7 protein-coding genes and 1 pseudogene are annotated in these 12183 nt (G+C 43.4%); 6 read left to right on the forward strand and 2 right to left on the reverse strand.

What is annotated here, in order from left to right; translation table 11 throughout:
• Nucleotides 1–56: 56 nt before the first annotated feature.
• The gene (locus LYNGBM3L_RS47990; protein ID WP_008189597.1) at nt 57–4178 is read right to left on the reverse strand and encodes a pentapeptide repeat-containing protein; all 4122 of its coding nucleotides are present in this window, start codon (nt 4176–4178) and stop codon (nt 57–59) included.
• A 281-nt stretch (nt 4179–4459) separates the two neighbouring features.
• Between LYNGBM3L_RS47990 and LYNGBM3L_RS28540 the strand changes: the two genes are divergently transcribed.
• Nucleotides 4460–5758: an MFS transporter gene (locus LYNGBM3L_RS28540; protein ID WP_008189599.1), complete on the forward strand. Its 1299-nt coding sequence runs from the start codon at nt 4460–4462 to the stop codon at nt 5756–5758.
• Between the two features lie 719 nt (nt 5759–6477).
• Nucleotides 6478–8487 carry a two-component system sensor histidine kinase NblS gene (nblS, locus tag LYNGBM3L_RS28545; RefSeq protein ID WP_008189600.1) on the forward strand — a complete coding sequence of 670 codons (2010 nt, stop codon included), beginning with the start codon at nt 6478–6480 and terminating at the stop codon, nt 8485–8487.
• Between the two features lie 267 nt (nt 8488–8754).
• Here the strand turns inward: nblS and LYNGBM3L_RS28550 are convergent, their stop codons facing one another.
• Nucleotides 8755–9126, reverse strand: a complete 372-nt coding sequence (locus tag LYNGBM3L_RS28550; protein WP_008189603.1) for a zinc ribbon domain-containing protein — start codon at nt 9124–9126, stop codon at nt 8755–8757.
• 434 nt (nt 9127–9560) lie between these two features.
• Between LYNGBM3L_RS28550 and LYNGBM3L_RS28555 the strand changes: the two genes are divergently transcribed.
• The 4 genes and pseudogenes from LYNGBM3L_RS28555 (at nt 9561) to LYNGBM3L_RS44500 (ending at nt 12166) form a co-directional block, all read left to right on the forward strand.
• On the forward strand, nt 9561–10805 hold the full coding sequence (locus tag LYNGBM3L_RS28555) for an RNA-guided endonuclease InsQ/TnpB family protein (RefSeq protein WP_008189604.1): 1245 nt from the start codon (nt 9561–9563) through the stop codon (nt 10803–10805).
• 17 nt (nt 10806–10822) lie between these two features.
• Complete coding sequence (locus LYNGBM3L_RS28560) at nt 10823–11371, forward strand: hypothetical protein (protein ID WP_008189606.1); 549 nt, start codon at nt 10823–10825, stop codon at nt 11369–11371.
• 35 nt (nt 11372–11406) lie between these two features.
• A pseudogene (locus LYNGBM3L_RS28565) lies at nt 11407–12026 on the forward strand (class I SAM-dependent methyltransferase).
• Nucleotides 12026–12166 (forward strand): hypothetical protein, encoded by a 141-nt coding sequence (locus LYNGBM3L_RS44500; RefSeq protein WP_008189613.1) that lies wholly within the window; start codon nt 12026–12028, stop codon nt 12164–12166. Before LYNGBM3L_RS28565 ends, LYNGBM3L_RS44500 begins: the two are co-directional and overlap by 1 nt.
• Nucleotides 12167–12183 lie beyond the last annotated feature (17 nt).

The raw sequence follows: 12183 nt of genomic DNA on the forward strand, positions 1-12183 counted from the left end.
AGCTGATAGCTGATAGCTGATAGCTGATAGCTGATAGCTGATAGCTTAAATTAAATCTATTCCCAACCTTGCAATTGATTCATCCAAGCTGTAATCTGATCGCGGCGAGTTTCAAAGGTAGAGGCAATCCAGATAAACCCAATTCCGACAAACAGCGCTACCACCCATTTATAAAATGGATAATCAAAGCTAAAAATCAGTAGTTGGTAGATCGCATTAATTAAAAATGTTCCAGTCCCAACATAAAGAAATGCTCTTACTTTCATCGCTAATCCAGCAAAAATTAGCACTACACTAATTCCCCCAGTTAATAACCCAAGCCATTGAGCAGTCCAAAAGGAAACTAAACAAATAATACTAGTCCCGATTAACCGGAGATTGTGACGTATTTGTTTTTGGGGGGGTTCACTTAGATAGGGATCGACTTGGGCAATATAGAGTAAGGATAAACTCAAGGGGAGAACATACCAAAGAGCAGCAGTTAAGTGTAGTTGTCCAAACCAACGGAGCAACATCCAGTCAATTACTACTACACTGATAAAGGTAAACCGAATTTGCTGATTAACAATAGCGAGAATAATATAGAAAGCTGCGATAATCACCAAACTAGCTAAATTACCGCTATAGGGATTTTCTGCAATGGCAATCAAGGGGATTAAGAAAGCAGCGATTTGCCAAGGACGTTTTGACCAACCCCAATTTTCCCAAGGTAGGAAATACAGAAAGTAAGCGACTAAGGATGCGATCGCACCTTTCCAAGGCACTAATGGTCCGGATAACAGACGCGCCACAGGGGTATTTATCCAATACAGCCGCATCCCCCATGCTTCAGCAAAACCTAAATAAACCCAGATTTCTCCAAGCTGGCGATTGGAGCGATTCCGTCCTTGAGAAATAGCATAGATAACTAAAAACGCGCCAGTACTAAATCCCAGCATCATCCCGGATTCAATCGACTCAGTTGTTGCTGCTATTAACAAACAACTACTCCATACCCAATGGAGATGGGAAATAACCTTTAGTTCTTTGGGGGTAAAATGTAGATATCCTTTCAGCCAAGGAGACAATACCCGATAGGCGTACATGATACTAGTCCCAAGCACTGCCATTATAATCAATCCATCCCCTTTTGCTCCTCCTCCTAACTGAGATAATTGATAAAATAACAGTTGATAGGCAGAAACCGATACCCCAAATAGCGCAAGGTAAATTAGAGGTTTAAATTCTGCAAGGCGACGCCCTACCCCAATGGCAATTGTTGCTAGGGCAAAAGAGTATAAACCAGTCCAATTGGTAAAGCTTCCCCAACTTAAGACCGGTCCTAAGCTACCGTATAGTAGGGGAATAATATGCCAGCTACTAGGTATTTTGTAGAGATTAGATCGGCGTCGCCACCAATCTCCTAAAAGTTGAGCAATTAGTCCTAATACTGTATTGGCAACGGCTAAATTGATCAGTGGATGGTCTAATAAGCCCAGGGCTTCTGTAGTTAACAGTTCCACACTCCAACCCATCCCATAAATAGCCCAGTTGGATGGATAAGGAAAACTGCGATACGCGATCGCTCCTAAGGTCACTGCATTTACAATGAGCATAAACCATGTTGGTGACCCAAACCCAATGTAGACTATCAGAGAATAACAAGTCAGCAGAATTAGCTGAAAAATAAACAGTGCGATCGCCCACCCATCCATTGCTTGTGCATACAGTTTTGGGAGGTTAGTTTGTTGAAGGTTAGTTTGTTGAAGGTTAGTTTGTTGAAGGTTAGTTTGTTGAAGGTTAGTTTGTTGAAGGTTGGCTTTTTGAAGGTTGGTTTGTTGATTTGAAGTTTTAAATTGTGATTGGTTATCCTGTATCTTGCTAACACGAAGTAACCAGCTTCGCGATAACCATAAGGTTAAAATAGCGATCGCTCCAACAACCCACCAATCTTGTCCGGACGGTTGGGGAAAGCTAGGGATGCCATCCCAAAGCAAGAATCCGATTAAGCTGATGCCGCATCCTACGGTAATTGCTGCTGATGTTAATTGCTTTAAATAGCGGGTGTTAACCAACATCAGTGCTGTAGCGGACGCTAAACTGATTAACCGCATTCCTGGTATTCCTAGGATCAGCAATTGGGATAAGATGACAGCAACTACACTCAACTGGATTACAAACTTGTCTTGAGGGGGTTGCCAACTGCGATAACCACGTGCTAATCCAGTCAGAGATAATGGAGTGATTAGCCACAACAGACCCCATGCTCTCAGGTAACTATCTGGGTTAATGTCGTAGGCACTATAGTTGACACACAATAATAGATAACTCAGACCAGCTAAACTTAAACCTAAGTGCCAAGCACTCTCTCGCCAGATCTTGACATAGTCAGAAGTAGCGGGCATCTTTAAACTCAAGCTCCATTCTGCTACCATCAGGGCTAATAAAATTGCTGAAAAGCCCCCTAGATGTAGGTTGGGAAAAAGATAGTTAATGGCACTGATAACGGTTGCGATCGCAGTACTGTGGGTTAGGTAGACCCTTAAGCGCAGATGAGGCTTAATCCCTAACCTATCCCGTCGCTGAGTCACAATCCCTAAAGTTATAGCAGAATTAATACCATTAATCGTGAGTAATAGGGGATTGGAAAAACACAGAGTAGTCAGATTAACTCCTATTCCTAGAGCAATGACTTCTGCAAATTCTGCCAGATCATGTTTTTTGCGCTGATATAACCAATCTGCTAACCCAACAATTAAAACCAGATAGGGAAACAGTACTAAACTCAACAATACATAGGGAGTTTCTTGGGAATGGGTTAACGTAGTTGCTGTTTCCAGTAGCCAGGTTTGTATTGATGGGGGAATCAATCGCCATGAAAGCCAAACCATCTGTAAACCAATGGCTAACATGGCGGCTAAATCGGAACGTCGCCAAAATTTTAGTAAACGATTGACAAATAACCAGACCCCCAGCCCACTGACAATCATGGCTTGCCAAGGAAACTCAGCTGCTACACAAACTAACCAACCCACCACCAGCAAGCTACCCCCTAACCAAATCATAGGGAGACGGGGAGACGGGGAGACCGGGAGAGATGGTGCCTGAGGCTTTTGGTATAGCCAGTAGAGAAACCAACCACACATCCCAATCGCTAACCCCAGTTGTTCAATATCGACACCTATGACAAAAATTGCTCTAAATAGCAGGATGCCGATGCCATAAACTAAGATGCGGAAGCCAGCAACATCAAAAATAATCGCTGAATTTTTCTTTCTGGATTCTATATATAAGGTAGCGATGGTGCTACCGATGCCCAAATAAACTGCTCCTATGGGAAATCCAGGGATACCCCAACCCCAGTTTAGGTAACTCAGACCTAAATAATTAATAATCGGTAAGGGGAATGATTGTTGTTGTCGTAATCGTAAAAATCCGTTCCCGTAGCCGCGACCTAAGAGTATCGAACTTAGTACTATCGCACTTAGTGCTACTGTCGCCACTGCTACCACTAGCCAATTTAAGGGATGACGCCACAAGCCAAAGCCATCCATTGCCCAAAAATTGACTGGGATCAGCAACAGACTGACAACTCGCAAGGTTTGGGCTGTTAACGGTAAATTCCCTTGTTTCGTTGTCCAAGCACTAATCCCCCAAAAGCTCAAGGTATAGGCCAGCAATACTCCATACTGTCCAGCAGCTGGGAAATTGTCCCATTGACTAGCAGCCAGTACCCCAGAGGATACCACCACCATAAACATACCCAGAAACAGCAACCAGCGGACACTGAATTCTGCTTGAAGGGATTGCCACATTTGAGCAATCCAGTTGGGTTTCTTAGGTTTGGGTGTCTCCGGTGCAAAGTCATTACTAGCTAAAGGTGACACTAGTTGAGGCGCTGGTTTCGCGACTGATAAAGCAGAAACCTTTGGAGTTACACTAGGTTCTGGTAAAGCACAGGTAAGATGTTCTCGACACAACCGTTTAACAAAGGTTTCCTGAAGCAAACCCAAACGTAACCAAGCATCTAATCCCTCTAAAAGAGCGGGATGGGATGCTTTAGTTTTAAATATGATGTCGATGCTAGTCTCAGAAAGTAAACCTAACTCTTGCCATAGGGCTAAAGCTTCTAACAGTTTAGACTGAGAAGTATTGGTCTTGAGGGCAATAGTGATAGAACCCTCCCGTGGCGATGACATAAGCAATATTCCTAGTTAAATAGGAATGCAAGGGGGGCTGATTTAGGATACAGGTAGTTACTATTGTCCACTAAAGAGCCGGAACCTTGCTAGATACCACATTCCACCCTGTCAACTGTCACAATAGAATCTTAAGGTTGGCAGTTATGACCCTATTAAGCCTTGATTATCAGCACTATTGCACGTCTTGATCAATAGTCGTTAACATAATGCTTCCTGATTAATTATTGCGATTACCCTATACTATTTACTTAGATGTAAAGAATTGTAAATGCTGCTCAATGGCTCAACCCCTCAACCTTTTAACCTTACCGAAATTGCTCAATAAATTATTATCTTTGCTCCCAGCATTAAGGCAGGAGATTTGGATTCTGGCAACCGGTCGATTGTTATTGCACATCGGTCAAGGGTTTACTTTAGTTTATGCCTCGATTTTTTTTGTTAATCAGATTGGTTTATCCGCCACCCAAGTTGGGATGGCTCTAGGGAGTTCTTCAATTTCTGGAGTATTAGGACGCTTGATTTCAGGGACTTTGGCTGATTCCAAGTTTTGGGGACGCAAGAAAACTTTGCTACTCTCGGCAGCTGTTTCTGCTCTAGCAAGTCTTTGTTTAGCGTTTACCTATAATTTCCCAACTCTGGTTATTGCTAACTTACTGATGGGTTTAGGGATTGGTCTATATTGGCCGCCTACTGAGGCAGTTGTCACCGATCTAACCACTCCTGTTCAGCGTAATGAAGCCTTTTCAGTTACTCGTTTAGCTGATAGCTTAGGACTAGGATTGGGAGTTATTGGGGCAGGGCAGTTAATTGCTGCTTCTGGCAGTTACCGTACTTTATTTGTGCTCAAAAGTATTTTTTATGTGATTTTCTTCGTTGTCATTTATTTAGCGATCGCAGAAACAAATAACGTTCAAGAGGTGCCTCAATCCCCTACCCAATCCTGGAAACAAGCACTAAGCGATCGCTTTTTGATGATTTGGTTACTAGGGAATACTCTCTTCACTACCTATGATGCTCAACTCAATAGCATTATGCCCCTCTATTTTGCCAATTTTGTTCCAGGAGGAGGAACAGAAACCGGATTAGCTCCAGAAACGATTAGTCTTATTTTCTTCTGGCATGTCGCCTTTGGTGCCATTTTTCAACTACCTGTTGCCCGCTTTCTAAACCAGTTTCAACGCACCAATGTTCTGATGGTTTCTTTACTACTGTGGTGTGGAGGATTTGTGTTAGTTTGGCTCACAGGAGTTGTTTATAAGTTGGCAGTTATTCCAGCACTTTGTGCTTTGTTACTATTAGCTTTTGCTAAGGTAATTTATCTCCCTTCTGCCTCTTCTTTGGTGGGGGATTTAGCTCCACAATCGTTGCGAGGAGTTTACTTTTCCCTTGAATCTCAGTGTTGGGCAGTAGGTTACTTTATTGGACCGTCTTTAGGAGGTTGGGCATTGGATCAATCTCCAGAATTTACCAGTGGTTTTTGGTTAGTGACTGCTAGCAGTGTGGGCTTAGGTCTTGGGATTTTGTCCTATCTGGGCAAGAAGAGTCATGAGGTGATAGGTGTTAGGCATCAGGCTTGAGGCAAATGGTGTTATAGCAGAAGTCAGAAGTCAGAAGTCAGAAGTCAGAAGTAAAACTATTGCTATACTTAGCTTTGAGACTTTTGTCATGTCCTAACTGCCCTGGCGACTGCTATAAGTGTAATCTTGCCAACTAATTGAGTATTCAAGCAGCATAATTAAGTGTTTATGCATCAAAATAATAAAATTCTGCTTTATTAATGAAGTTTTAAAATTTAATAGTGAAGCATTAAGCATCATATTGCTTGGGTTAGGATTAGGCTTGATGTCCTAAAACCCGACACCTATGACCTATGACCTATGACCTATCACCTATCATCTGTAAGCATTCAGCAGTCAGGCGTCAGCCGTCAGCTTATTTTATTCAAAGGTGCGCTTGACCCATTAAGAATTAAATTCGCCACGGGTCGCACCTAAAAGTACCGATTGCGCTACTTGAGGTGCTGCGTGAACAGTAGCGTGGCACAGGCTTATAACCTGTGACTTTCCTCATAAACTGTTCGCTTAGCGTGGCCTAAGGACAATGGCTGATAGCTGATAGCTGATAGCTGATAGCTGATAGCTGATAGCTTACTATCATCTTTATTTTCCCATCAAGAGGTCAGGTTTTCTGGCCTTATAATTGGAGGATAGCCAAAAGTAGATGCTTTGATTGTGGCAAAGCATCTACCTTTGGAAGGAGTGTTGTTGTCTTCCCTGTTGAGAGAGTTGAACTGACCTTGCTAGCTTTGCTAAAAACCCTTATCGACATTATCAGGCATTGGTGGTCGGAGTTTACCCTCCAGACCAAGCTAATGGCAGCAGCCACTCTGGTTGTCTCATTGCTCATGAGTGGCTTGACCTTCTGGGCGGTGAATACGATTCAGCAGGATGCTAGGATGAACGACACTCGCTTTGGTCGTGATCTCGGTCTCTTGCTGGCTGCCAACGTTGAACCTCATGTTGCGGCAAATAATTTCGACGAACTAGCTCGCTTTTCCAGCCGCTTCTACACTAGCACCTCCAGTGTGCGTTACATTATCTATGCTGACGAGGATGGGGAAATAATCTTTGGTATTCCTTTCTCCGCAGCAGAAGTAAAGAATTCTTTAACCATTAAGCGTCGGATTGAGCTACCCGAGGGCGACGCCAAAAACTCTGATCAGCCCATGGCACGGCAGCACCTGACTCCTGATGGTCAAGTCACTGATGTGTTTGTTCCCTTAATTGACGAAAACAAATACTTAGGGGTTTTGGCTGTGGGCATTAACCCTAACCCTACGGTGGTGGTTTCTTCCAATTTAACAAGAAATGTTACCATTGCTGTGTTTATCTCGATCTGGGTGATGGTGATTTTAGGTGCAGTGGGGAACGCCTTGACTATCACTAAGCCCATTAAAGAACTACTAGTAGGGGTGAGAAATATTGCTGCTGGTAATTTCAAGCAGCGGATTGAGATGCCTTTGGGAGTAGAACTGAGGGAATTGGTGTCTAGCTTCAATGACATGGCAGAGCGTTTAGAACGCTATGAGGAGCAAAATATTGAAGAACTTACCGCAGAAAAAGCTAAGTTAGAGACTCTAGTTTCCACAATTGCCGATGGTGCTGTACTGATTGATACCAATTTTCAGGTAATGTTAGTCAACCCGACAGCACGGCGGATTTTTGGTTGGGAGGAGCAAGACATTGTCGGTAAAAATGTCCTATACCATCTCCCTGATGTGGTCACAATGGAACTAACACGACCGCTGTATCAAATGGCTACAGCGGATAAACAGACAGAAACAGAACGGGAATCCCGCGAAGGTGAAGAGTTTCGTATTACTCTGACCAAACCGGTCTCTCGCACCGTTCGCATTCTCCTAAGTAAGGTACTCAACCAATACCGGGAAAATATTAAGGGAATTGCTATCACTGTTCAGGATATCACCCGTGAGGTGGAGCTTAATCAGGCAAAAAGCAATTTCATCAGCAATGTTTCCCACGAACTCAGAACACCTCTATTTAACATTAAATCATTTATCGAAACCCTCCACGACTACGACGAAAAACTTAGCGAAGCTAAGCGCAAGGAGTTTCTTGACACGGCTAATCGGGAAACTGACCGACTAACCCGTCTAGTTAACGATGTCCTAGATTTATCACGGCTGGAATCTTGTCGAATTTATCAACTCGAACCCTTTGACATTGTTCGACCTATAGAGCAAACCCTGCGCACTTATCAGCTCAACGCTCGTGACCAAACTATTGAACTGGCTCAGGAGATTGAACCAGATTTACCACCAGTTATGGGTCACTACGATTTGTTGCTCCAAGTCTTGGCTAATTTAGTGGGCAACTCTTTGAAATTCACTGAGTCTGGTGGACGAGTGGTAATTCGTGCTTATCAATTAGAACCCGAACTCAATACCAAAGAAGGAAAAGACAGGGTGCGAATTGAAATCTCGGATACGGGAATTGGCATTGCTCCAGAAGACCAACAGGCGATTTTTGACCGATTTTTCCGGGTAGAAAACCGAGTTCATACCCTGGAAGGGACGGGATTGGGGCTTTCAATTGTCAGAAACATTATCGAAAGACATCATAGCCGAGTAAACTTAGTCAGTGAAGTGGGAGTTGGGACAACATTCTGGTTTGATTTAGAGGTGTGTGAAGAACAAAAAATTACGGTTAAAGAACATTTGCAAGTAGACACCTCACAGACCATACCAACCGACTCACCCGCTACTAGTAATCTGTCAATTTCGTAGCGCTTAGTACTATCATGTCTAGTCAATTAAATTTTGACGGAGTACTAGCTTGTAGGGTGGGCAAAAACAGTTTGTTTCTTTTGATTATTCTAAATAATATTACTTTGCCCACCCTACTTTAATTGGTATTTTTTTTACACGCAAGTCCCTTACCTCTTTTATTCAAAAGCACCTCAAGTAGCGTGCCCATAGCCCATAAGCTGATACGCGACACGCTGATAGCTGAATGCTTACGTCAATTCAATTTTGACGGAGTACTAGTTGACTTTAACTAGTGGCCATCAGGGCTAGCAAAAAGCTAGCAGCGATTAATACCAATAGACCTAGTAAGGCTGGGTTCCTTTGACCCCAAAGCCTGACGGATTCAAGTAAGCCACGCTGGGGATTATAAATCTGCTCAGGCTCTGAGGTACTTTCGGAACTATCCTCGTAAAGGGTACACTGCTTAGCATAGGGACGTTGGGGAAAGGTGCAGGTATCATCAGCATGATAGGTACAGGTTTCACACAAGGGGGTATTTCCTGTGGTTTGGTGTAAGGTAATCCCCGGATGACCATAGGCTTTAAGGATTGCTCCACAATGGGGACAGGTAATCACCTTGCTATTGATAGGTTGATGGCATTTGGGACAATTGATCATTAGTCATTAGTCATTTCTCAATAGTCATTTCTTAATCTTAACCATCTTCCACATCCAGCTGATTTCCCTTCTTTGCCTCTTTAGCGTTTAACAAAACTCGCGGAATTCCCCACCCTCTTCCAGGGTGTTGAAGTTACCGTAAGTAGAGGGTCGCCTTTATGGTTGGTCGGCTATGGGAAAAAGGGTTAAAACTGTTTGATTAAGGCTCCACTCTACTTTGGCGCGCGTCTCTAGGATGGATAGCGAGACAGAAAATTTATTTTATCCCTTGACACCTTACTGTGAAATACATATAATATTAAGCATGGTCGAGTTTGAAGTTACCGTAAGAATAAAGAAGCCTTAATCACAAAGATTTAACCCTTTTATGCATAGCCGACTAACCATAAAGGCTTCTTTATTCTAAGGTTTCATCTCCAACAAGTTTGAGTGCAATGAAACATAAAGCCGTCAAAGTTAGAATTTATCCCACACAAGAGCAAATTCAAGTGTTAGCTCAGCATTTTGGATGCGCTCGTTGGTGGTGGAACTATGCTTTGAATCAGTGCATAGAAACCTACAAAGAAACTGGCAAGGGGCTAAAACAATCTGCACTCAACTCTATGTTGCCAAAGCTCAAAAAACAAAAAGAGACTGAATGGCTAAAAGATTGTTACTCTCAGGTTTTGCAATCCGTGAGTCTCAATCTTAGTCGTGCATATCAAAATTTCTTTGAGGGTAGGGCTGAATATCCTAGGTTCAAATCATATCATCATCGCCAATCAATTCAGTATCCCCAGAACGTAAAACAAGTTGGCAACTACTTGAAGTTCCCTGGAAGATTAGGCATTATCAAAGCAATAATCCATCGACCACTAGATGGAGAAATGAAAACTGTAACCGTTAGCAAGACTCCATCTGGAAAATATTATGCTTCTGTGTTAATGGAATATGAGCCGGATGATTTGCAGCCTTCCACAAAAGGAAATGTGATCGGAATTGATTTGGGTATTAAGGATTTTGCTATTACCTACGATGGCGAAAAAACTTCCAAGTTTGGGAATCCAAAGCACTTAGCCAAGTCCGAAAAGAAACTGACTAAAAAACAGCGTATCGCTGCCCGAAAGAAAAAAGGCAGCAATGGACGCAAAAAGGCCAGAAAGATTGTAGCCAAGGTATACGAACGGATTGGAAATGTCCGCCAAGACTACCTGCATAAACTATCTAGAAAGATAGTTGACAACAACCAAGTGGTGGTAGTCGAGAACCTAAATGTCAAGGGCATGGTATGCGCTACGCGCACGCTACGCGAACGTAACCATAAATTAGCTAAAGCAATATCTGATCTGGGTTGGGGAACCTTTGTAAACTTCCTGTCTTATAAGTGCGAAAAAGAAGGAAAGGTATTAGTTGAAATAAACCGATGGTTTCCTAGTTCCAAAACCTGCTCTAATTGTCATTACCGAATCAAGGAGTTGCCACTGGATGTCAGGGCTTGGACTTGTCCAAGTTGTGGAACTCACCACGACAGAGATGGTAATGCGGCAAAGAATATTAGAGCAGAAGGGATCAGAATGCTATCCTCCTCTGGGACGGGGGAGGTCAACGCCAGTGGAGAAGAAGTAAGACCAAGACGTGGACGCCCGTCCAAGTTAAGGCATTCTTCCGTGAAGCTGGAAGCCCCGACTTCAACGAAGTAAGTCGGGGTAGTTCACTCATGTCCCCCTACTTAATTATTTGCCCCGGTATCCATGAGCCCCAACTGACCCAGGATTTTTTAGCAAGTTTGGATCTATCAAGTCCCTGGACTGAGAAAGTCTTAATTTTTCCAGCTCAGGACTACCCAGCTTACTCTGCTATTCATATTTTAGAGTTCTTGCAACGTCACATTGGTTTGGTCAAGACTCCCATAGTCTTGATCGGTTTCAGTGCTGGGGTAGTGGGTGCGATCGCAGCAGCTTGGGGTTGGCAGCTACTGGGAGGTTCCATCCAAGCATTGATCGCTATTGATGGCTGGGGTGTGCCTCTGTATGGCAATTTTCCCATCCACCGGATTAGTCACGATTACTTTACCCACTGGAGTTCAGCGCTATTGGGGGCAGGGGAAGACAGTTTCTATGCAACACCCGCAATAGGCCATTTGGACTTGTGGCGTAGCCCTTGTCAGTGCCAAGGCTGGTGGGTTCAGGTGCCATTAGGTGAGCAACCCCCACATCGAACTTATCTAACTGCGGCTGAGTTTATTATCGAGTTATTAGCTAGATAGTAAAATTTGCTTCAGTATCACCAGGTTGAACTATTGTGGAAGATCACGAAAGAGTAACAATTGCTGAGTATCAAGCAACAGCAGAATCTTTCCGGGAAGGCACCTGGAATCATGATGTGTCTCAAAATCGCAACGCCTTGGTGGATGCTATGCCCCGCAATCCAGGCAAGATTCTGGATTAGGAGGTGGTCCTGGTAGAGACTTGGTTGTTTTTAAAGACCAAGGTCATCAAGTGATTGGTCTCGATGCTACACCAGCATTTGTGAAGATGGCGCAACAGGTTTCAGGATGCGAGGTTTGGCAGCAATCGTTTCTGAACCTCAAGCTGCCACCAAAGAGCTTTGATGGGATCTTTGCCAATGCATCCCTGATTCATATTCCCCGTGCTGCGATGGTTAGGGTACTTAAGGATTTAAAGCGATCGCTTGTTAGCAATGGTGCCATAGTTATGTCAATGATTCGTGGTGATCATGAGGGTTATAGTGTTCGTCCAACCGGCTATCGCTATGTTGTAGGTTGGGAATATCAAAGCTTGGCTCGCTGTGTTGAACAAGCAGGATTTGAGATTTTTGATCATTACTACCGCCCACCTGGTTTACCCTGTGAGCAGCAATGTTGGTTAGTAATTGTCGCCCTTAATCGAGTGCAATATTAGTGGGAAATAGAGTTATTTTCTTCTTAAATGGTAGATGTGACCCAGAGCTAGCGTACGCTTCTCGCCAACAAGATGAGGGTAAGAAGTATAGCGCTATGCGTAAGGCAAGAGGCAAGAGGCAAGAGGCAAAAGTTGACTAAAAAAGCTTTTTAGCTTT

Origin of the sequence: Moorena producens 3L (assembly GCF_000211815.1) — a bacterium.
Lineage (GTDB): Bacteria > Cyanobacteriota > Cyanobacteriia > Cyanobacteriales > Coleofasciculaceae > Moorena > Moorena producens.